The organism is Zongyangia acetica (assembly GCF_038739695.1).
In the GTDB taxonomy this organism is placed as follows: Bacteria; Bacillota; Clostridia; order Oscillospirales; family Ruminococcaceae; genus Zongyangia; species Zongyangia gallinarum.
Map to the genome: position 1 here is coordinate 12,086 of NZ_JBBEWN010000016.1, position 20,342 is coordinate 32,427.

Annotated in this window: 21 protein-coding genes; 9 read left to right on the forward strand and 12 right to left on the reverse strand. The window is 54.0% G+C overall.

Annotated features, from left to right (window positions below; all coding sequences use genetic code 11):
* Positions 1-263: 263 nt before the first annotated feature.
* The 5 genes from WGC32_RS12870 to WGC32_RS12890 are packed head-to-tail and all read right to left on the reverse strand — an operon-like array spanning position 264 to position 3,809.
* Positions 264-683, reverse strand: coding sequence for a winged helix-turn-helix domain-containing protein (locus tag WGC32_RS12870; protein WP_342682444.1), 420 nt, complete (start codon positions 681-683; stop codon positions 264-266).
* Between the two features lie 2 nt (positions 684-685).
* Positions 686-1,081 (reverse strand): metal-dependent transcriptional regulator, encoded by a 396-nt coding sequence (locus WGC32_RS12875; protein ID WP_195279696.1) that lies wholly within the window; start codon positions 1,079-1,081, stop codon positions 686-688.
* A gap of 45 nt (positions 1,082-1,126) precedes the next feature.
* Positions 1,127-2,524 carry an ABC transporter ATP-binding protein gene (locus WGC32_RS12880; RefSeq protein ID WP_342682445.1) on the reverse strand — a complete coding sequence of 466 codons (1,398 nt, stop codon included), beginning with the start codon at positions 2,522-2,524 and terminating at the stop codon, positions 1,127-1,129.
* Entirely contained in the window at positions 2,521-3,210 is a 690-nt protein-coding gene (locus tag WGC32_RS12885) for an energy-coupling factor transporter transmembrane component T (RefSeq protein WP_342682447.1), read from the reverse strand. Before WGC32_RS12885 ends, WGC32_RS12880 begins: the two co-directional genes overlap by 4 nt.
* Entirely contained in the window at positions 3,207-3,809 is a 603-nt protein-coding gene (locus WGC32_RS12890) for an MptD family putative ECF transporter S component (protein ID WP_144232783.1), read from the reverse strand. Before WGC32_RS12890 ends, WGC32_RS12885 begins: the two co-directional genes overlap by 4 nt.
* A 188-nt stretch (positions 3,810-3,997) precedes the next feature.
* Here WGC32_RS12890 and WGC32_RS12895 point away from each other — a divergent pair, with 188 nt between their 5' ends.
* From WGC32_RS12895 to WGC32_RS12915, 5 genes are all read left to right on the forward strand, one after another.
* On the forward strand, positions 3,998-4,972 hold the full coding sequence (locus tag WGC32_RS12895) for a helix-turn-helix domain-containing protein (protein WP_342682451.1): 975 nt from the start codon (positions 3,998-4,000) through the stop codon (positions 4,970-4,972).
* 209 nt (positions 4,973-5,181) lie between these two features.
* Positions 5,182-5,415, forward strand: a complete 234-nt coding sequence (locus WGC32_RS12900) for an AbrB/MazE/SpoVT family DNA-binding domain-containing protein (protein ID WP_058964285.1) — start codon at positions 5,182-5,184, stop codon at positions 5,413-5,415.
* The gene (locus tag WGC32_RS12905) at positions 5,402-6,010 is read left to right on the forward strand and encodes an L-2-amino-thiazoline-4-carboxylic acid hydrolase (RefSeq protein ID WP_342682455.1); all 609 of its coding nucleotides are present in this window, start codon (positions 5,402-5,404) and stop codon (positions 6,008-6,010) included. Before WGC32_RS12900 ends, WGC32_RS12905 begins: the two co-directional genes overlap by 14 nt.
* Positions 6,011-6,029: 19 nt before the next feature.
* Positions 6,030-6,650 (forward strand): DUF998 domain-containing protein, encoded by a 621-nt coding sequence (locus WGC32_RS12910; protein ID WP_342682456.1) that lies wholly within the window; start codon positions 6,030-6,032, stop codon positions 6,648-6,650.
* A gap of 16 nt (positions 6,651-6,666) precedes the next feature.
* Positions 6,667-7,134: a hypothetical protein gene (locus WGC32_RS12915; RefSeq protein WP_342682458.1), complete on the forward strand. Its 468-nt coding sequence runs from the start codon at positions 6,667-6,669 to the stop codon at positions 7,132-7,134.
* A 174-nt stretch (positions 7,135-7,308) separates the two neighbouring features.
* Here WGC32_RS12915 and WGC32_RS12920 read toward each other — a convergent pair whose 3' ends face one another.
* Complete coding sequence (locus WGC32_RS12920; protein ID WP_342682459.1) at positions 7,309-9,018, reverse strand: ABC transporter ATP-binding protein; 1,710 nt, start codon at positions 9,016-9,018, stop codon at positions 7,309-7,311.
* Positions 9,011-10,774: an ABC transporter ATP-binding protein gene (locus tag WGC32_RS12925; protein ID WP_342682461.1), complete on the reverse strand. Its 1,764-nt coding sequence runs from the start codon at positions 10,772-10,774 to the stop codon at positions 9,011-9,013. Before WGC32_RS12925 ends, WGC32_RS12920 begins: the two co-directional genes overlap by 8 nt.
* A gap of 169 nt (positions 10,775-10,943) precedes the next feature.
* On the opposite strand from WGC32_RS12925, the gene WGC32_RS12930 reads away from it, so the two are divergent.
* From WGC32_RS12930 to WGC32_RS12940, 3 genes are read left to right on the forward strand one after another with little or no spacing between them, the layout of a single operon-like run.
* The gene (locus WGC32_RS12930) at positions 10,944-11,552 is read left to right on the forward strand and encodes a hypothetical protein (protein WP_342682463.1); all 609 of its coding nucleotides are present in this window, start codon (positions 10,944-10,946) and stop codon (positions 11,550-11,552) included.
* On the forward strand, positions 11,495-11,950 hold the full coding sequence (locus WGC32_RS12935) for an AraC family transcriptional regulator (RefSeq protein WP_342682465.1): 456 nt from the start codon (positions 11,495-11,497) through the stop codon (positions 11,948-11,950). Before WGC32_RS12930 ends, WGC32_RS12935 begins: the two co-directional genes overlap by 58 nt.
* Positions 11,947-12,699, forward strand: coding sequence for an alpha/beta fold hydrolase (locus tag WGC32_RS12940; RefSeq protein WP_087294367.1), 753 nt, complete (start codon positions 11,947-11,949; stop codon positions 12,697-12,699). Before WGC32_RS12935 ends, WGC32_RS12940 begins: the two co-directional genes overlap by 4 nt.
* Positions 12,700-12,745: 46 nt before the next feature.
* Here the strand turns inward: WGC32_RS12940 and WGC32_RS12945 are convergent, their stop codons facing one another.
* From WGC32_RS12945 to WGC32_RS12955, 3 genes are read right to left on the reverse strand one after another with little or no spacing between them, the layout of a single operon-like run.
* A complete protein-coding gene (locus tag WGC32_RS12945; RefSeq protein WP_342682468.1) occupies positions 12,746-14,272 on the reverse strand; it encodes an ABC transporter ATP-binding protein in 1,527 nt (508 codons plus the stop codon).
* Entirely contained in the window at positions 14,211-14,981 is a 771-nt protein-coding gene (locus WGC32_RS12950) for an energy-coupling factor transporter transmembrane component T (protein ID WP_342682470.1), read from the reverse strand. Before WGC32_RS12950 ends, WGC32_RS12945 begins: the two co-directional genes overlap by 62 nt.
* Positions 14,978-15,589, reverse strand: a complete 612-nt coding sequence (locus tag WGC32_RS12955) for an MptD family putative ECF transporter S component (protein WP_342682472.1) — start codon at positions 15,587-15,589, stop codon at positions 14,978-14,980. The genes WGC32_RS12950 and WGC32_RS12955 overlap by 4 nt, the downstream gene beginning before the upstream one ends.
* A 189-nt stretch (positions 15,590-15,778) precedes the next feature.
* On the opposite strand from WGC32_RS12955, the gene WGC32_RS12960 reads away from it, so the two are divergent.
* Positions 15,779-16,744 carry a helix-turn-helix transcriptional regulator gene (locus WGC32_RS12960; protein ID WP_342682473.1) on the forward strand — a complete coding sequence of 322 codons (966 nt, stop codon included), beginning with the start codon at positions 15,779-15,781 and terminating at the stop codon, positions 16,742-16,744.
* A gap of 74 nt (positions 16,745-16,818) precedes the next feature.
* On the opposite strand, the gene WGC32_RS12965 is transcribed toward WGC32_RS12960, so the two are convergent.
* Together WGC32_RS12965 and WGC32_RS12970 are read right to left on the reverse strand one after the other, a co-directional pair.
* Positions 16,819-18,564 (reverse strand): ABC transporter ATP-binding protein, encoded by a 1,746-nt coding sequence (locus WGC32_RS12965; protein ID WP_342682474.1) that lies wholly within the window; start codon positions 18,562-18,564, stop codon positions 16,819-16,821.
* Between the two features lie 2 nt (positions 18,565-18,566).
* Positions 18,567-20,324, reverse strand: a complete 1,758-nt coding sequence (locus tag WGC32_RS12970; protein WP_342682476.1) for an ABC transporter ATP-binding protein — start codon at positions 20,322-20,324, stop codon at positions 18,567-18,569.
* Positions 20,325-20,342 lie beyond the last annotated feature (18 nt).

Sequence of the window (20,342 nt, forward strand, 5' to 3'; positions counted from 1 at the left end):
AGGTCCAGATTTCTGAATTGCCTGGACTGGTTCATGTGCTTCCGCAAAGAGTCGAAGTAATGCTAAGTTAATTCCCCAATAACAGAAAACCGGTCGAGATCTCATGCACGAGATCTCGACCGGTTCTTTTTTGTTGTATTTAGGTCATTTTGCAATGGTTCACAAAAATTATTCAGAGAACAATGATTATCAGGCCTTCCGTTATATTGTAATTGCTTTGACTGGAATTACAGAAAATGCGCAAAAATCTTACAACAGGTTAGCTACTCAAGTCGTTCAGTAAATGCTTCCAGACAATAGCCGACTTCCCGCACGGAGCGAATGTAGAACGGGGCATCTGGATTAGCCCGATACAGCTTCTCGCGCAGGTTGCAGATATGAAATCCTATCGTATTGTTCTCATTTCCTGTAGTGAAATCGCCCCAGACCTGTTCGTAAATCTGTGCGTAGGTCAGCACACGGCCTTTATTGGCGGCCAGCAGCAGGAGAATCCGATATTCTTTTGCGGTAAGCTGAATCTCCTGGCGATCCCGAAACACCTTCCGCTTGCTTGGAAATATCTCAAGACCAGGGAGCGACACCATCGGTTCCTCATCAATCTCGAATTTTTCTATCTCAGGGTGGTTTTTGAGGATAGACAGAATCTGCTCCAAAACTTCCGTATCTCTTTCGTGCAGATCCAAAATTATGACTCGTCCGATGATATCACCGCTTTCCCACTCAGTTTACGAGTTGCTTTCAGTCGCTCAAAGGTTTCCTTGCTGACTACATGCTCAATCCGGCAGGCATCCCGTTCGGCAGTAACAGGATCGACACCAGCTGCCACAAGTATCTCTGTAAAAAAGAGATGCTTTTCGTAGGTATCCTCGGCAACCTCACGGCCGAGATCAGTCAAGTGCAGGAAGTGATCTCCATCCATGAGTAGGAAGCCGCCCTTTTTTAGTGTAGCCACCGCATGGCACACACTGGGTTTGGACACCTTCAAGTGTCGGGCCACATCCGCAGACCTCACCATGCCCTTTTTCTTTTTGAGGACAAGGATGGCCTCCAGATAATCTTCACCCGATTTGCGTAAAGGCATAGACAGTCCCCCTTCCGTTATGTAGGCGGCTATTTCCTGGACACTTCATGGCTGCTTGTCATTTGGCAGCCAATCCACCGTCCAAGCCCCACTCTCCCGCAGGAATTCTCCGTCATGGGTGATAACCACCACACATAGCCCCTGCTCCGCTAACTCCCGGAGGCGTCGGCTCACCTCCAGCATGTGGCCATAGTCAAGTCCGCTGGTAGGCTCATCAAAGATCAGCAGCTCCTTTCCGCTGAGACAGCCATCTGCAACGGCCAGCCTCTGCTTCTGCCCGCCGGATAGAGCCATGGGGTGAGTATCCGCATACTGAGCCAGATCCATTCGGCCCAAGGTTGTCAAAGCCTCCTGCTCTGTGGCCGTATTTCCCAGCCGGATCTCTGCCAGCACGCTGTCTCCAAAAAGCTGGAGGTTCACATCCTGCATGATTAGGAACGCCTTCCGCCTTCTTTCCGTTCGGCGCAGAGGCTTTCCATCCCAAAAAATTGTACCGCTTTGTTCCTTCATCAAACCGCACAGACACCGGGCCAGGGTGGTCTTGCCTGCCCCGTTTTGGCCGGTAATTGCGGTAATTTGCCCTCTGGGCGCATGGAAGGATACGCCCTCCCATACAGTCGCACCGTGATAGGCCGCCCGCAGCTCCCGCACCGTCAAACCGTCTGCTCCAGCCGCTGGGCTTGGCTCAGGCGAGGACACCCGTACCTCCGCAATGCTCCGCAGTCCCATGGAGCGGCGTTCCTCCTCGGGCAGAGCGAGGAAATCTTTCCCGTTATATTCCCGTTCCAGTTGCCCGCCCCGCAGATGGAACACCCGATCAGCAAGATCCGCAGCGTACCAAAGGCGGTGCTCTGCCATCAGCACGGTCTTCCCAGCCTTTTTCAGCTGTTTCAGGATATCCCGGAGCTGGCGGATACCCTCCCCATCCAGATTGGAGGAGGGCTCGTCCAGTACAAACAGCTCCGGCCCCATGGCCCAAGCACTGGCGCAGGCAATGCGCTGCTTCTCCCCGCCGGACAGAGCAAAAATGCTCCGCTCCAACAGCGGCTCCACTCCGCAGACTTGGACGGCGGATTCCAGCGCCTGTTCCATCTCATCGTGGGACGCTCCACGACTCTCCAGCCCAAAAAGCACCTCGCTGGTGGTGTCCAGATTGAAGAACTGGGACTTGGGGTTCTGAAACACCGAGCCCACCGTCCGCGCCAGTTCCCACAGCGGGGTCTGTGCCACATCCTGGCCACCGACCATAACAGTTCCCGCCAGCGTCCCACCTCCAGTATGCTGGAGCAGACCATTGACGAGCTTGATGATCGTGGTCTTGCCGCAGCCGCTCTCACCGGTGAGCAGGATGAGTTCCCCCGGTTTCACAGAAAAGGAACAGTTCTGAAGGCTTGGCGTCTCCTTGCCCTCATAAGCATAGGTCACATGGTCAAAGATAATCATGGTAGCACCCCCTTGCAGCAGATCCCGCCCACACAGAGCGCCAGAAACAGCAGTGTGACCACCACATCCTGAATGTGAAATCCGATAGGCCGCCAGGAGGACATCTTCCCTGGGGACTCGATGCCCCGAGCGGTGGCGGACTCGCTGAGTTCTTCTGCTGTCTGGGCTGCCCCCATAAGCATTGGTACATAAATGCACTCCAGTTTCTCCTCAAAACCACGGATATTCCGAAGGGCCATGGCATCCCGGATATGACGCAAATCTTGCCGAAGTGAAGGCAAAAAGCGCAGCGTCACCGCAAGGGTAATAGAAAAACTCCGGGGAGCGCCCATCCCCTCCAAAGCAGCTATGAACTGGCTGACGCTGGTGGTGGCAATCAGATAGGCGCCGCCGGCAATGCAGGGGAACACCAGAATGAAGTAGGTTACCGTAGCAAAGACCGTAGCCAAAGAACCGGGCAGCAACGGCAACAGCCAGTACTGTATCGCCAGGATAGCCAGATATGTCGCCAGCAGCCCTGCCAGCATGGTTCCTTTCCGTTCTACCAGAAAGAGAATCAAATAGGCTACCATGACACTGAGCTGGAAAACCGCAGGGCTCCAGGTGAATACCACCACATTGGCCAACAGCCAGATCAGGATCTTGGTTCGAGGATCAAGAAAAGAAGGGCGAATATTCTTCCTCATTGGGCCAGCCCGGCCTTGACAAAATGCTTACGCATGAGCTTCATACCCAGCAAGGAGCCCAGAACAGAACCTACCAGAATGCTCAGTACAATGACCCCGAACACCGGCCAGGTCAGCAGGCCCTCCATGGTGGCCATATAGCCAGCGTCCATCATCTGGGCGGCATACTCCAAATAGCTTTCTTTGGTAAACCAGAGGGGCAGAAAGTCTCCGATAAAGCCCAGATTGAAGCAGAAGAAGCCCAGCATCAGCCAGCCTTTCTGCCGAAACTGTCCAGCCCGCAGGCACAGCTCACACAGAATTCCTCCCACCAGTCCCGTGATGGGGAACATCCAGGTAGCGGCCACCAGCACCACGCCGGTAATCAGGCTGGTGAGCAGGAAGGGGCCGTTTTTCTGCACCTTGGCTACCATCAGCATGAACACTGGCCCGATCAGAATGGCATCAATAAAGTGGGTAGCAAACCATACATAGGGGCTGACGCCGCCCACCAGCATAAAAAGAAAGCGGATGGCGATGCACACCGCCCCCAGTGCGCCGGCGGTGATGGCGTCTTTGGCAGTCAGTTTGCGTTTTCCCTGTTCCAATGATTGAGACATATTGAAATCCCTCCTGTCTATAATCGTTAGCCTTGGCTAACTAAAAAACAGAATAGCATCGCTGACTGCCTGCCGGCAACTCCATACAGGCATTTTAGCTCCAAATAGCTTGCAATTTTTGAGCAATCATTGACGACTCCTCTCCAGTCAGTTACAATCAAACCAAATCAACAACGGAGGCACTGCCCATGTCCAATATGTCGCAACTTTTTGATGCCAGCCGTTTCCCAAGCGACGTGAAGGTTCGAGCCAACGGCAAGGCTACGGTGATGACCCTCTATGGTTCAGAGAACGGAAGCCTGCGACTGTTTTCTTTGTGGGAGGGCGCAGTTCTTTCCTTCAACCGGATCTATACTCAGGTCTGGCCCTTGGCACAGAATGAAGCGGCCAACATTCTGCTGCTGAACTTCTGCCGGAAGGGGCGCTGTGAAGTGGCGCTGGAGGATGGACAGTTTGCCTTCCTCTCTCAAGGACACATGGCCGTAGGAACCCAGCAGGCTCAGGAGGAGTATCGCTACCCCAGCGGTCTCTATGAGGGTGTCGAGTTGTTTTTGGATCTGGATATGTTGGCCCATCGTCCTTATCCACTGTTTCAGGAGGGGGAAGTAAGCCCAGAGGGGATCATGGAGCACCTGCATACCTCCCGCCGACTCTATTTGGGACCCACGCCTGCCTGTGTACAGACATTGCTGGATGACTTGTGGCAGCTTCGAGATTCGGAGGAAGTGGGACTGCTGAAACTTCTCTCCGCCCAGCTGCTTTGGAAGGTAGAACGCCAGCCTCTTGAAACCAGTCCCACAGTCCGCTATTTTACCAGCTCCCAAGTGTCCATCGCCAGAGAGACACGGAACATCCTGTGCGCAGACCTGAGCCAGAACCACACGGCGCGGGAGTTGGCGGATCGGTTCCAGGTGGCCGAAACCAGTCTCAAGAATTACTTTCGCGGTGTGTTTGGAGAAAACCTCTCCACATTTTTGCGGGAGGTGAGGATGCGCCGGGCAGCAGAATTGCTGCAGAGCAGTGAATTACGAGTGGCGGAGATCGCAGCACAGGTAGGCTACGAAAATCAGAGCAAATTTGCCGCAGTTTTTGTTCGGCACTTCGGCTGCCCGCCGCTGGAGTATCGCCGCAGGGCACACCTTTCGATTGCTGATGACAATTAACATCCATATACTTTGCCCTTTCTGAGATACCCACAGTTCTAAAACATAAGGAACTGCGGGTATCTCTTATTTTGAAAACGGAAGGCTTGAGTTCCTGTTTCCAAAATCCAGTCACCGCACACTTCCGCCCCTTGACATTTTTCCTTGATAACGCTAAAATACATACAAGTATGTATTTCATATTTATATGTATCACGGGAGGCATACGCATGGAAACCACAAAGGGACACTATATTTTCGGAACGGTGAAGGTTGGGGAGCGTGGGCAGATCATTATCCCCAAGGAGGCTCGACAGGTCTTTGATATTAAAGCCGGAGACACTTTGATTGTGTTGGGCGACGAGAAATGGGGCATTGCCGTCACAAAGGCAGATGTGCTGGAGAAGCACGCTTATGATGTATTCAAAAAAATCTCGGAGGGACAGACGGATGCAGATCAGTAACACAGCTCATTTCTTTTTGGAAGACGATTGCATCCGTGCCTTTGGTCAGGAAACAGGCTGTACCTTACTTCAACAGGCGGAGGAACTTTACCAGGATTTGTGCCAGCACGGGAATGACCGGGGCAATCATGTGATCGAGGAGCATCTCCAGAGCAGGCAGTTTCCTTTGATGGCATATTACAAAGCGCTTTTGAAACATGGTATTCAAGAAGATCAGGCATTGTTGTTGGTACGAGAAACAGCACACAAAGCTGCCATAGATAAAAAAGCCGAAATGCAAAAATTAGGTACGCTTCCTTTTGCTTATCTCATTTTCCGGATGGGCGTCAAACGACACATGAAAAACCACTTTCCTCCGGAGGGATGGCAGACAGAGTGGGTGCGCTGTGACTGCCAAGAGATCCATTTCAATTTGCACCGCTGCCTCTACTGGGATGTTACGAAACAATTCGGGTGCCCGGAGCTGTGCTGTGTATTCTGCGAAAGTGATGACATCTCCTTCTCCGGACTGGCTCCCAAAATAAACTTCCTGCGCAACGGAACGCTGGGCAGCGGAGCGGACTGCTGTGACTTCCATTTCATCAAGGCGCAATGAGGAATTGGGAAAACTACCTATGAAACATACCTTTTACTCCCTTCTGCCCCTGTTTTTGCTGCTGGACCTGGTCATTCTTTTTCTGCTGGCGACCACCTGTCCGGGCTACCGCCACACCCGGCAGGTCATGAGTGTACTGGGAAACCGAAGCGCCCCCTTCCACACAGTCTATACTCTATGGCTGCTCCTCCTGGGGACAGCCATCCTGCTGGCCTCCACCCAGCTGTGTCCTCTCCTTCGGAGTCGGTCCGGCGGTCTCAGTCTGGCTCTGGCGGCAATCTTGATCATCTACGCTCTGGGCGGCTGCATTTTGTCAGGATTGTTTCCTGTGTCAGAAACCAAGGCGATGGAGACCTTGTCCGCAAAGATTCACGGTTTCGGGTCGGTGTTTGGTTTTCTGGCGCTGACCTTCGCTCCGCTGGTCGTTGCACTGTTTTATTTCAAGGGCAGGCAGACCGGCCTTGCCCTGTGTGCGCTGGCGTGCTTTCTCCTGGCGTTGGTATTCTTCGTGCTGTTCGTTATGGCGGACAAGCCCCGGTTTGCCCACACCGTGATCGCATGGGAGGGGCTGTGGCAGCGGCTGACCCTGCTGTTTATGTATCTTCCCCTGGCGCTGCTCTGTGTCAGAGGCGCACAATAAGAAAGGAGCGATTCCAATGCCGCAGATGAACAAAGGCGGAAAGTTTGTTTTTGGGAAATCCAACATTCAAGAATCCGGCAAAGTTCAGTTTCCCATCCAGGCTATGGTGGAATACCAGATCACCGCCGAAGGCAAGGTCTATCTCTTTACCGGAAGCAAGGTGACCGGTGGATTCTGCGTGACCAGAAAAGGGCTGCTCCTGCCATCCAAGCTGGGCCATATTCTGGCCGCTCTGCCAGAGCTGCGGGACTATACCGCCGAAGAAGGTGCATTTCTTCCTTATAAGGGCCGCTCCTACTGCTGGCTCTCTGTGACAGCAGACGGGCTGATCCGTCTGACGAAGCCAATGATGGATTTTCTTCGCATTACCCCAGGGATGCGGCTCTTATCCATCCGCAGCAGCGACATTGCCTTTACCATGGGCGCCAGAGGGCCGCTTCTGGAAAAGGCGGATCGCTATAATGGCGTGATTCCGGAATTCTGAATTATGACAAAAAGCGGCCGTTGACAGGATATTCTATCGGCGGCCGCTTCTCTGTCTGCAGCCATGAACATTCTGGCAAGGAAATCAACTGGGTAGCAATTTGCACTCCGGTTGATTTCTTTATTGGGATAGAAGGAGAAAGAATCGTTGGCAGTGCCGGGGAAGCATCTCCACTTAATTGGACAGTCTTTGCTCAGCTGCCCACATAGCGGCATATTTTCCGCCTCTGGCCAGGAGCTCCTCATGAGTGCCGGACTCCGCAATGTTCCCGTCCGCCACCACCAGGATCTGATCCGCGTTTCGGACGATAGACAGGGTATGCGCGATCATGATTACTGTCTTCCACTCTGACAAAAGCCCCAGGATCGCCCGCTTGACCGCCAGCTCATTTTCAATGTCCAGAGAGGCAGTGGCCTCATCCAGCAGCAGGATGGGGCTGTTTTTCAAAATAGCCCGGGCGATAGACAGACGCTGACGCTCCCCGCCGGAGAGAAAGTTTCCGTTTTCCCCAATAGGGGTGTCATAGCCATGCTCCAGCTTCTGTATAAAGCCGTCACATCCAGCCGCACGGCAGGCGGCCTCCACCTCACGGTCTGTGGCCGAGGGGCGGGCATGGCGGATATTCTCCCGAACTGTATCGTCAAAGAGGAACACCTGCTGATCCACCATGGAGATCTGCTCCAGCACCCGTTCTGCCGCCACGGTCTCAATGGACTGCCCTCCGATGGAAATCTCGCCGCTCTGCGGTTCGTAGTAATTGGCGATCAGATTGAGAATGGTGGATTTGCCGCAGCCGGAGTCTCCTACAATGGCGGTGAGCTTTCCTGCCGGTGCCGTAAAGGACAGCTTCTTCAGCACCGGCTCTCCCGGCACATAGGAGAAGGAGACCGAGCGGAAGGTGATGCTCTGCTCAGCAGGATGGAAGGGCGCCATGGAACCTCTCTCCTCCGGTTCTGCCATCACCTGGAGGATATTGTTCTTGGAGACCATCAGGTGCTTCCATTCAAAGAGATCGATGGAAATGGCAGTAGTGAGCTTGGTCAGCAGAATGGGCAGCATGGAGACCATGAGATAATCCACATTGCTCAGCGTACCGGCTGCCCAGGGACCGGCTGCCAGTGCCATGATGGCCGGTACACTGCACCAGCTGAGAATGTTATACCCGAAGCCAATAGGGATGCCCTTTGCCTCGTACAGATAACACACCCGGCTGAACCTCCGCATCGCCTCGGTAGTGGCCTGATTCTGGACACCACCCATATGATAGGCACGGAAGGTCTGGATGCCGTCGATGTACTCCACGATGCTGCTGACCGTCTCGGCGCTGACCTCATGCTTGGCCACGCCGTATTTGGCCACAACGCGGAAGGAGAGCCACAGATTTGGGATCAATCCCGCTACGACCAAGAAAAGAATCAACCCCGCCGGCAGATACACTTTGCATACAAAGCCTACCAGCATGGCGGCTAGCACCGCGTTTTTGGTGATGTTGCCGCTGGAGTGGGTCAGGATCTTCTCGTAGCTGCCCACATCGCTGGTCATGGTATTCACATACTCTCCCACCTGTCCCTGGGTGAAGCGGGAAAGAGGGATCTGTTTGAGTTTGTCACCCATCCGAAGCCGCAGACCTTTGGAAACAGCAGCTCCGCCCAGCTGAACCTGCGTGTAACCGGCGGCGTAAATGACCAGTCGAATCAGGAAGATGCCCGCAAGAAATGCAGTCAGCAGCCCGAGCCGCTGCGAACTCAGGTTATCCTCAGACAGCCCGGACAGAACCATATAAATGGACAAGTAGCTGCACCCGGACAGCAGCCCTTCCACTACCGTGAGGATCACACCGGAATAGAAGGCCCGATTTTTACGGAACACATTCGCCTCACGCATGCTGCACACCCCCTTCCACGGAATAGGCAATGGCACGGGCAGCCCGGTAATCCGCCCAAGCCCTGCGGTAGTATTCATTTTTCTCCAGCACCTCTTCATGGGTACCACAGCAGGTAATGGTGTTGTTCTCCACTACTGCCACCTTGTCGCACAGCTTGATGGCGCCCAGCCGGTGGGCCACGATCACAACTGTCTTGCCCCGGCACAGGTTTTCAATGGCCCGGTCGATCTCCACCTGGTTTTCCGGATCAGCCGCTGAGGTGGCTTCATCCAGGATCAGAATGGGGGCGTTTTTCAAAATGGCCCGGGCGATGGCAATCCGCTGCCGCTCCCCACCGGAGAAACGGGAGCCGAAAGTACCCACCTTGGTTTCATAGCCCTGGGGCAGCGATTGGATGAAATCATCGATCTGCGCCAGCCTGGCAGCCTCGCGCACCTGCTCCAGTGTTGCTCCCGAGTTCATGCGGATGTTTTCCAGCACGCTGCCTCGGGTCAGAAAGGTCTTTTGGAACACCAGGGAGATATGGTCCAGCAGGTCTTCGTAGTCCAACTCCCGCACATCTCTGCCGCCGATGCGGACCGTTCCCTGGGTCGCATCGTAAGAGCGGGCCATCAGCTGGATCACGGTGCTTTTGCCTGCACCGGACACCCCCACCAGCGCAACCTTTTCCCCCTGCGCCACAGTGAGGGAGCAATCCATGAGCACATCGGTCTTTCCATCGTAGGAAAAGGAGACATGATCCAAAGTAATGCCACAGGTCTCCGGAAAGGCCGCGCCGCCGGAAAAGGTGGGCAGATCCAGGATCTCCTCCACCTTTTTCACGCCGGAAAGCGCCTGAGCAAAGGTGGTGGCCAGTTTTTGCAGGGGCAGGATCTCGGTGAGATACATCCCGCCTACATAGGCAAAAAGCAGAAATACGCTGCCGGTAACGCTTCCCCGGAGGAAAAGCAGGCCGCCTACTGGAACCATCAGCACCATTCCGCACTCCACCAGCAGCAGAAAGGCGGCATAGGGCGGAGCCGTCTTGTGTGTGACCAGGTTCCAGATCCGGTTCTCCTCCTCAATGGCATGGGAAAACTTCTGGAAGGAGCGGCTACCCATGTTATACGCTTTGATCAGCCGCATACCAGAGATGTACTCAATCATCACGGAATTAAAGCCTACCAGGGAGCGGTTGACATCGGACAAGACCCCCTTCATTCTTTGGAAGATGACCGCCATCACAATGCCGGCCAGGGGCAGCGGGATCAGGGAAACCAGGGCCAGAGGGGCATTGACGGAGAGCAGATACAGGAAAATCACAACCGGTCCTGTGAGATAGGCCACAAATTCCGGCAGGTTGTGGGCCAGAAACAGTTCCAACTTCTCGATGTCCTCATTGAGAACGGTCTTGACCGCTCCTGTGCTCCGCTCGTCCAAGGCTCCAAGAGACACTTTGGCAAGATGCTCCGTTACCATGCACCGCACTCGAAACAGTGCCCCATAGGCTCCCTTGTGAGACAGCACACCCGAAGTACCCAGCAGCACCAGCCTTCCCACGGTACCCGCCGTGACCAGTAAAGCGCAGTCGGCGATAACTGCTTTGGTACAGGCGCCGGAGAGCACCGCATCCATCAGCCGGTAAATGCCGATATACGATGTGATGACCAGAATACCGCTGCCAAAGGCACACAAAACGGACAGGATCAGCCATTTCCGCTCCGGCCCGGCCCACTGCAGCAGCCGCATCACCGGTGATGGCCGTTTTTCTTTCATCGTCTGTTCCTCCTTCCCCCGGCTTGACGAGAGCGCCGGGAAGTGATATTTTAGTTAGCAGATACTAACCAGCATCCATCCTACCGGCAAAACAGCGGTATCGCAAGGCTTTGGACGCGGTTCCGGCTGATTGGGGTGGAGATGTGGCTGATCGAGGTGGTGACAGGTTATGGCGGCAAACAAAGACTTGGAGCAGCAATATGGCCGGGCGATGGAGGAACACGGGTTTCTTCCAGATCCGGAGAACCGGCGTTACGGCTCCATGGGGCTGTGCTGGCGGCACACCTCCCAGCAGGGCGGCGGTTTTTTCTGGACCTACGGGCAGCAGGATCTCTATACCATCAAGATCCATGATTTCTTTTTCCATGAGGATCAGCTGCTGGAGTTCCATTGGCCGGAGAGTCTCAGTGTCACCTGGTATGAATCCATTTCCGGTGAGGAGTTCTCCCCCTGTCGCCGTCTTGTTCCAGGCTGTGTCAAAAGTTTTATCGGAGGTCGGGAACCATACCGGGCACTCATCCACAGGCAGATCCCCATCGTTTCCATTGGCGTGGAGATCACCCCGGCTTACTACCGGGATTATCTGCGCCGCCAGTTTCCCCAGGAGTATCAAAGCCTGCTGGAGTCTTTTCAAACGCTGGATCAGACAGAACACTTCCCGGAAATGGTGCAGCTCTTGAAACAGGTGCGCGACTACCGGGGGAGGGGCTTCCCGCCCGTTTGTTTTATGATGGGAAGGTGGCGGAGGCGGTGGCGCTGGTGGCAGAGCGGCACCTGAAGCGCAAGAACCGCCGTTCTGTCAGTGCGGAGGATATGGTACGGCTGGCCGATGTGGCAGCCTTCATCACGGCCCACTGTGCGGATGAACTGCCGCTGGAACGTCTCAGCCGTATTGGCTGCATGAGTATTTCCAAGCTGAAGGATGCCTTCCATGTCCGATATGGCTGCACGATTACCCAGTACATTCAGGGGCAGCGCACGGAGCAGGCTGGGCGGCTACTGCGGGAAACCGACCTGCCGGTGAGCCAGGTGGCGGCCATTGTTGGGTATCAGAATCCCAGCCGTTTCGCGGAGATCTTCCGGCGAAACACCGGACGCTCCCCTGCGGAATACCGCAGAGCATGCTGGAGTTCCTTCACGGAGGTAAACGATATGGAAAGGAAAGATTCTTTATGAAAATACAGTATTTTGGAGATCCATCTAATCCCAAAATCGTTGTTCTGCACCCCATGCTTCTGGACGGGAAAAGTATGCTGCCTCTGCTGGGCGAACTGCGGAACAGTCATTGTGTGATCGCGCCGGATCTGACAGGCCATGGAACAGATACTGGGATCTTTCAAAGCGCCCAACAAGAGGCAGCAACGCTGGCCGGCTGGCTGACAACGCAGGGATGGATTGATCTGAAGTTAGTGTTTGGTGCATCCATCGGTGCCGTGGTGGCGATGCAGTTGATTGCCATGCCCACATTCAAAGTTCACACCGCAGTCTTAGAGGGGTGCCCCCTCCATTCCAATGCTGCTTTTCTACGGATGATGGCGACCCGTATGTTTCTGTCAAAACATCGGAAAGCACAGCAACATCCCGGTTTGTCTGCACAGCGGATGACGAAAATCTATGGGGAGACGCTCGGCCTTATCATGGGGCACACCTTTGAACAAATTCGTCCGGAAACTTTGCAAGCCATCGCTGCCGCCTGTTCGGACTGCACCTTTCCCAACTATCCAAAGGAGTTGGAAGCTCACCTGTTTTTTGAGTATGGCAGTGAGGACATCAGCGCCAAGACCGCGCGCAGGGTTGTCTCAAAGCACTATCCGTCTGCTTCCTTTACAATCCGGGAAGGCTATGTTCACTGCCAATATCCCGCCGTTCTGGGAGAGCAGTATTCCAAGGTATTGGAGGAATACCTCGCCAGGGAACTTCACTAATAGAACCCAAGAGGCCGCATGGGGAACATTCCACCATGCGGCTTTTTCAATCGTCAGCAATCGGCAGAACAGAATCGGCTTTTCCTGTGTTCTGTCCTTCCGGCCTGCTTTCTGAAATGGAGAACAATTCTCTCAATGTAGGGAGAGTGTCCATGGTAACAGGCACATCGTCAGGCATTTCTCCTTCATCAAAGTGGAGGATGCGGGAACAGGTACGACTGACAAATTCAAAATCATGTGTGACAATAAAGATGACTTTTCCCATATCAGACAGCCGCCGGATCAGACCCGCAACCTGTGTCATGCTATCAAAATCCAGCCCGCTGGTCGGTTCGTCAAACACCAGCAGGTCTTTCTCACAAATCATGCTGACCGCTACCGCCACCCGCTGCTTTTGACCTCCGGACAGGGTATTGGGGTGGCGGTCTCTGAATGGGGCCAGGGCCAACTCTTCCAGTGTTGCGTCAACGAGCGTCTGTTTCGGATTGCGGATACCGAATGTACATTCTGACTCCACACTATCCGCAAAAAGCTCGTAGTTCACATCCTGCATGACCATATAGGAATGCTGCAGGCGATCTTTGTGATCCAAGGAAAGACCGTTCCAAAAGAATTGACCATCACAGGCCTTGTGAAGCCCGCACAAAGCACGGGAAAAGGTCGTTTTTCCGGCCCCATTGTGGCCAACGACGCCAATTACCTCTCCCTTTGCTGCTGTAAGGCTGATGTCGTGCAAAATGGTCCTCTTCTTATAGTGAAGGGCTACATTGTTAAGTTCCAAGATAGGATCTGAAACAGGCGCAAGGGAATGATTCCGCGGTGGGAGAACACGATGCAAATCGATCGCTCGAAGGCCCATTTGTTCCCGGGTATCCTCCGAAAGCTGTCGAAATGCTTCCGGCGTAAAGACCTGCATGATTTTCCCGTGTTCCAAATACACAATCCGGTCCACCAGATCCATCAAATAGTATAACCTATGTTCTGCAATCAATATGGTTTTTCCCTGTGATTTGATCAGCCTGAGATGTTCTCCCAATTCTTGAATGGAACGCATATCCAAATTAGAGGACGGTTCATCCAAAAGATATATTTGAGGATTCATCGCATAGACCGAGGCAAACGCTATCTTTTGCTTTTCTCCACCGGACAACTCGAAAATGTTGCGATTACGGAGATTTTCAATGTGAAGTTCTACCGATGTCCGATCCACGCGTTCTCTCAGCTGGCAAACTGGAAGTGCTTGATTTTCAATACCAAAAGCGATCTCGCTGTCTGTATCCACATTAAAAAACTGTGTCCTTGGGTTTTGAAACACCGATCCAACCCTTGCGGCAATCTGGTGCATAGGAAAATCACGGACTTCCTGACCATCCACCAGTACGCTGCCCGCCAGCTCTCCTGCGTAAAATTGTGGGATCAAGCCGTTTACAAGCCTCGTGATGGTGGTCTTTCCGCAGCCGCTCCGACCACAGAACAGAACACATTCTCCGTCCTCTATGGTCAGGTTGATGTCATGCAGCCCGTCTCCTGTTTGTCCTTGATAAGTAAATGATACATGCTTTAACTCGATCATCCCAGCATCCCCTTTCAGCCAGTGCGCCTGCAAAGCAAAAGACTGCCGCAATATCCATCAACCCGATATGGATCTGCACCAGACAAGTTCGAGGCTTTGGGTTTTCAATGCCGCGGGTGATAGAAGCGATGGACAGTTCATCCGCCGCTTTGGATGCCGCCATCATCAACGGAACATAGATACACTCCACCGTTATTCCGGGATGTGTCAGGAACCCCTTAAGCGAGGGCGAGACGTCCCGCATCCGCATTGCGTCCTTGATAAACCGCCAATCCTCCTGAATGGTAGAGATATAACGCAGCATGACCGCCAAGGGGATTACCAGCTTTTGCGGTGCATGGATGCGATTCATCGCCGAGAGGAATTCGCTGACCTTTGTAGTGGAAATGACAATGCCGGACAGCATCCCGCAGGGGTAGACCTTATGGAACAACCCCAAAAAAGCGATAAACATGGTGCGCCAAGTTCCGGTCATGGTATCCATGATCCAGGTGGTGAGCAGAACGATCAGCGCATAGAACAGTACTCCCTTCCAGGCATACTTCCACTTTCCGAAGCAAATGCCGAGTAGCCCGATCAGCACCACAAGGCCCAGTTCGTAGAATAAGGATGGAGCCATCATGGCAGAAAGGATACACAACAGGAGCAATAATATCTTCGTTCTGGGGTCCAGCCACAGTCCACGCCTGAATAACGCTCCGCCAATCATGCGGTGATCCCAGCCTTTTCAAACTGCTTTTTCAGCAGCTTCCCACCAATCCAACCACTGAACGCAGCAATCGCCAGCGTTCCGATCATGATGACAGCCAACAGCCAGGAAGGCGCAGATGCGCTCATTGTGTCAATATAGGACTGTTCCGTGCCGTTTTCCAGCATCGTGCTGGCCCAGCCTTGCGGATCAATAAAAAACACCACATAGGTGTAAACGCCGCCCAGCGACATCAGCATATAGGACAGCAGATTGACCGCCTTATTGCGGTAATCTCCCGCGCCAGCTACCAGATCGGCGATAATTCCCATTCCGATATAGCCTAAAGAAAAAGCCCAGTGCATTCCGGTAACGAACCAGATGATCCCCATAATGATACCAAGAATGGTGACGCTCCACCGCTTCTGCACCTTGGCGATCATCAGAAGATATACAGGGCCGCACAGCAATGCTGCACCCATCGGCATATAGAATGTCAAAACTGGGTTTGGTGCAAAGAAAATACCGCCAATCATGGTAAACACCAAGAAAATTGCGCTGAAAATGCCGGTTGTCACAAGATCTTTGATAGTGAGACTCTTTTTTGCGGGATTGATTTGGTTGCTCATGTTGATCCTCCTATTTTGTAATGCGTTGACTTTATGGGATAGGTATGCTATCCTTTGGTTAGATATGACTAACCGTTATATATAATTACACCATGCACAACCTACTTTCAATCGTTTGGAGCGAGGTTCGTCCTATCATTTCAAAAATTCGTCTAATCATTGCAAAACAAGGGAGGCGTATCTATTGTAATGACCGGTATCATCGAGCAATACTATGCGCCATTACTGAAAAAGCACGGTTTTGTACCGGAACCAGATAATGATCAGTATGGTCCTCTGGGGCTTTGCTGGAAGCTATCTCCGGAAGTTGGCGAAGGTTCCTATTGGACCTACGGACAAAGGGATCTATTCGACATCAAGATACACAACTTCTCTTTCAATAAGGATTTTATGCTGGAATTTGATCTCCCGGAATGTCTCAGTATTACCCGTTACGATTCTATCTCCGGTGAAGAGTTGTCGCCGTATCGCCGGTTGTCAGCCGGATGCATCAAAACCTATGTGGGCGGATACAAGCCATATCAAGTAATCGTCCACAAAAATATACCGGTTCGATCCATCGGCATCGAGATCACCCCCGCATATTATGAGGATTATCTGAAAAAACAGTATCCGGAAGAATATCTGAATCCCATCGAGGCTTTTCGGGAAATCGACCAAACAACAGAGTTCCCGGAAATGTACCGGCTTCTATCAGAACTACAGAGCTACCGTGGAACCGGAATTGCAGCCAAACTCTATTATGAGAGCAAGGTAGCCGAGGCGCTCTCTCTTGTGGTTGAATATCAAAAAAAGCGTTCAGTTTCAGATCACAAACTGGCTTCTCAGGATTTGGAACGGATTCAAACCGTAGCGGCCTATTTGAGTGATCATTATGCTGGTGAAGTACCCATAGAACGTCTGGCACAAATCGCCTGCATGGGTACGACAAAACTCAAAAGCAGCTTCAAGAAGGTCTATGGCTGCACGATCACAGAGTATATACAGCAGCGCCGCATGAGTCAGGCAGAATATCTGCTGGCTCATACCGATCTGCAAATTGGTCAGATTGCTCAAACGATAGGATATTCTACATCCAGCCGGTTTGCGGAACTGTTTCGAAGAAGCACCGGCTTGCTCCCGCTGGAGTACAGGAAAATGGCAAAGCGAAAGTGATACAAAGCCAAAATCCAAAGAATCATCCCAAAACAGTATGTGGGGAGGCAGATCTGCCTCCCCACATACTTATTTTATATCCGCCAGCCCTCAGCCCGCTGTCGGATCTCGATAAAGTTCCGGTAAGTTCCCTCTTGGCTCATCAGCTCCTGATGGGTGCCCTGCTGAGCAATGCGACCATCCTCCACCACTAAAATCCGGTCTGCGTTTTGGATTGTAGCCAGACGGTGGGCGATGGTGATGATGGTCTTCCCCCGCACCAGAGCAGAGAGCGCCGCCTGGATCTCATGCTCATTCTCCGGGTCCACGCTGGCGGTGGCCTCATCGAGAATGATGATGGGGGCGTCCTTCAGCAGGCACCGGGCAATGGAAATGCGCTGTTTTTCTCCGCCGGAAAGGTTGGAGCCGCCTTCTCCCACCATGGTGTCGTACCCTTGGGGCAGCGCCATGATGAAGTCATGGCAGCGGGCCGCTTTGGCTGCGGCGATTACATCCTCCTCGGCAGCATCCGGACGGCCAAAACGGATGTTATTGCGGATGGTGTCGTGGAACAGATACACATTCTGAAATACCATAGCAATGTTGCGCAAAAGGCTGTCGCAGGTCATCTTCCGGATGTCATAGCCGCCCACGATGATGCGTCCCTGATCCACATCATAAAACCGGGCCAGCAGTGCGCAGAGGGTGCTCTTCCCGCTGCCGGACGGCCCTACAATGGCGGTGGCGCTGTTTTGCGGCAGCTGGAAGGAAACATCGTGGATCACCTCCCGTGTTCCGTAACCGAAGGAGACATGGTCGAAGCAGATGTCGTAATGCTCCAAAGAGATGTCTTTCCCATCCTGATCCGGCAGTTCCGTTCCCTCCAGTTCTTCCAGACGGTCCAGCACCGAGTCCGTGACAGAAAGGATATGGGCGGCGTCGTTGATGGACTCCACACTGCCGAAGATCGTGAAGGAGAACATGGCAGCCATCAGGAGCACCGGCAGCTCCAGGGTTCCGTTCATGGTCTGCCAGCCGGCGGTAAGCACCAGGCCAACAGCCGCAGCCTTCAGGGAAATGAGGTGCAGACAGTTCCAGGGCACAAATCCAAACTCGTTTTTGATCCGGATGTCCTTATTGGCCCGGCACGCCTCAAAAAACCGCTGGGAGGACACCCCCTCCTGTCCGAAGGATTTGACCACGGACAGGCCGTGGATGTATTCAATGGCCGCCCCGGACAACGCCTCCTGGGCCCGGTGTCCCACCGGGGCGGTGCGGGCACTCTGCCGCCCGATGCCGCGGAGGGCAAAGGCGGACAGCAGCACGCCCACTACTGCCACCAGCGCCGCCTCTGGGCAGAAGAAAGCCATGCACAAAACGATGACCAGAACCTGCAGATAGCCGTTGATGACCGCATCTACCATCTTCATGCTCTGCAGCTCCAGGGTGCTCAGCTCCGTGGTCAGAGCAGCCAGAATGTCGCCCAGGTTATTCTTGGAGAAATACCCCAGGGAAACCCGTTTGAGCAGGTCACCCAGTTCCAGTCGCTGCTGCGCCGCTCGCTCTGTTCCGATACTCTCCTGGAGCCGGTTTTTCCAGTAAGCACACACGAAGCGCAGAACGATCAGCAGGATGATCCCGCCCAGGCACAGCCAGGGGAGCTTGGCGTCCAGCGCCGTCCCCTCCTGGGCACTCTCGATGACCAGCCCAAGGGCCCAGGCCGCCAGCATCACCGGCCCGGCGGCGGCCCAGGTGGCAAGAAACGAACAGAGGCTTCCGAGATACAGCCGTCTGTGGTACCCCTTTGTCCAACGCAGAATCCGATTCATACTCTGAAACATCGTCAAGCCTCCTTTCCAACTGCCCAATTCTGGGCACCCACATGGGCCTGCCATAGCTTTTGATATAGCGGGCATCGGCTGAGCAGCTCCGGCTGTGTGCCTTTGTCCACAATACGGCCTTTCTCCAGCACCACGATCTGGTCGGCGTTCTGAATCGTGCTCAGCCGGTGGGCAATAACCAGCAGCGTTTTCCCCTGGGAGAGCGCCATCAGGGAACGCTGGATCTTGTCCTCATTCTCCGGATCGGTAAAGGCGGTGGCCTCGTCCAGAATGACAATGGGGGCGTCCTTCAGAATCGCGCGGGCGATGGCGATCCGCTGCCGCTCCCCACCGGAGAGCTGCTTGCCCGCTTCACCCGCTGGGGTATCCCATCCATGCTCCAGCCGTCCTAAAAACTCCTCACACTGAGCGGCCCGGGCAGCCGCCCAAACTTCCTCCTCCGTGGCGTCCGGCTTCCCCAATCGAATGTTTTCTTTCAGAGAGCAGTCAAAGAGGAAATTGTCCTGTGTCACGAAACTGACCTGATCCGCCAGCTGCTTCAGTGTGAGATTCCGAATATCCACACCGCCTATGGCAATGTGGCCATCCGTCACATCCCAGAACCGGGCGATAAGCCGGGCTGCCGTAGATTTGCCGCCGCCGGAGGGACCCACCAGAGCGGTGAAGGTACCGGCGGGAAGTTCCAGATCAATGTGACGCAGCACAGTGTCCTCTTCTTTCCCGCTATACGAGAAGGACACATCCCGCAAAGTGATACCGCTGCCGGAGAGGCGGGCGGGCTCGGACGCCTCGGGCAGCTCCTCCAGATCCAGCAGATGCCGAGTGTCCCGGACGGCAAATTCCATGCTCTTCATGGAATTGAGAAAGGCTGCAGCCTGCACCAGCGGGGACACGATACCCAGCACCAGCATCAGGCACAGAGCCAGCCGGGCCGGGTCCAGGACGCCGGTCTGATACAGGGCGATCCCAACCGGCAGGGTAGCCAGCAGCGTGGTAGGCAGGATGGACAGGCACAGGTTCATGGATTTCCAGGTGCAGCGAAACCAATCCAGTGTGAAGTCACGGAAGCTGGTCACCGCCCGGACGAATTTCTCATAGGAGGCGCCGCTCTGGTTGAAGGCCTTTACCACCTCGATGCCCTCCACATACTCGACAATAATGCTGTTGACCTGAGCATTGGCCGACATATAGGCGGCATATTTTTCGTTGTAAGTCCGCAGGCCCGCCGCCATGGGGATCAGCGCGGCCGGAATCGTGGCAAGGGAGGCAAGGCCCATCCGCCAATCCATGGCAAAGAGGGCAATCACCACCACGATGGGCAGCAGCACATTGGAACTCAATTCCGGTATCATGTGGGCCAGCGGCGGCTCAATGTCCTCGATCCGATCCACAATGGTACTCTTGAGGGAACCGATGGGCTTTGACAACACACTCCCCAAGGGAGCGTGCATCAGTTTTTGGGCCACTTGACGGCGCAGGCCCTCCAGAATGGTGTAGGCGGACACATGGGCCAGCATGGTTGAAAAGGCGTAAAAAGCTACCTTGACCGCATATCCCGCAAGACACACTCCAGCCCATCGGAGAAGCTCCATGCCGGAGGCCGACTGATGGATAAACAGGCGAAGGATCTCATAGACCCCCAGATACGGCACAAAGCCCCCTGCTACGCTGATAACAGCACACAAGACAGACAAGACCAGCTTTCCCCGGCAGGGACCGGCAAAAGAGAGCAGGATGGCCAGCCAGCTGCGTTGTTTCACAAAACCACTCCTCTCAAA

Coding starts and splice junctions, on each gene's coding strand:
- WGC32_RS12965 (WP_342682474.1), bottom strand. CDS start 18,564: ATGTTTCAGAGTATGAATCGGATTCTGCGTTGGACAAAGGGGTACCAC.
- WGC32_RS12910 (WP_342682456.1), top strand. CDS start 6,030: ATGAAACATACCTTTTACTCCCTTCTGCCCCTGTTTTTGCTGCTGGAC.
- WGC32_RS12955 (WP_342682472.1), bottom strand. CDS start 15,589: ATGAGCAACCAAATCAATCCCGCAAAAAAGAGTCTCACTATCAAAGAT.
- WGC32_RS12960 (WP_342682473.1), top strand. CDS start 15,779: ATGACCGGTATCATCGAGCAATACTATGCGCCATTACTGAAAAAGCAC.
- WGC32_RS12950 (WP_342682470.1), bottom strand. CDS start 14,981: ATGATTGGCGGAGCGTTATTCAGGCGTGGACTGTGGCTGGACCCCAGA.
- WGC32_RS12930 (WP_342682463.1), top strand. CDS start 10,944: ATGGCGGCAAACAAAGACTTGGAGCAGCAATATGGCCGGGCGATGGAG.
- WGC32_RS12920 (WP_342682459.1), bottom strand. CDS start 9,018: ATGCGTGAGGCGAATGTGTTCCGTAAAAATCGGGCCTTCTATTCCGGT.
- WGC32_RS12905 (WP_342682455.1), top strand. CDS start 5,402: ATGCAGATCAGTAACACAGCTCATTTCTTTTTGGAAGACGATTGCATC.
- WGC32_RS12880 (WP_342682445.1), bottom strand. CDS start 2,524: ATGATTATCTTTGACCATGTGACCTATGCTTATGAGGGCAAGGAGACG.
- WGC32_RS12885 (WP_342682447.1), bottom strand. CDS start 3,210: ATGAGGAAGAATATTCGCCCTTCTTTTCTTGATCCTCGAACCAAGATC.
- WGC32_RS12890 (WP_144232783.1), bottom strand. CDS start 3,809: ATGTCTCAATCATTGGAACAGGGAAAACGCAAACTGACTGCCAAAGAC.
- WGC32_RS12940 (WP_087294367.1), top strand. CDS start 11,947: ATGAAAATACAGTATTTTGGAGATCCATCTAATCCCAAAATCGTTGTT.
- WGC32_RS12925 (WP_342682461.1), bottom strand. CDS start 10,774: ATGAAAGAAAAACGGCCATCACCGGTGATGCGGCTGCTGCAGTGGGCC.
- WGC32_RS12900 (WP_058964285.1), top strand. CDS start 5,182: ATGGAAACCACAAAGGGACACTATATTTTCGGAACGGTGAAGGTTGGG.
- WGC32_RS12945 (WP_342682468.1), bottom strand. CDS start 14,272: ATGATCGAGTTAAAGCATGTATCATTTACTTATCAAGGACAAACAGGA.
- WGC32_RS12895 (WP_342682451.1), top strand. CDS start 3,998: ATGTCCAATATGTCGCAACTTTTTGATGCCAGCCGTTTCCCAAGCGAC.
- WGC32_RS12875 (WP_195279696.1), bottom strand. CDS start 1,081: ATGCCTTTACGCAAATCGGGTGAAGATTATCTGGAGGCCATCCTTGTC.
- WGC32_RS12915 (WP_342682458.1), top strand. CDS start 6,667: ATGCCGCAGATGAACAAAGGCGGAAAGTTTGTTTTTGGGAAATCCAAC.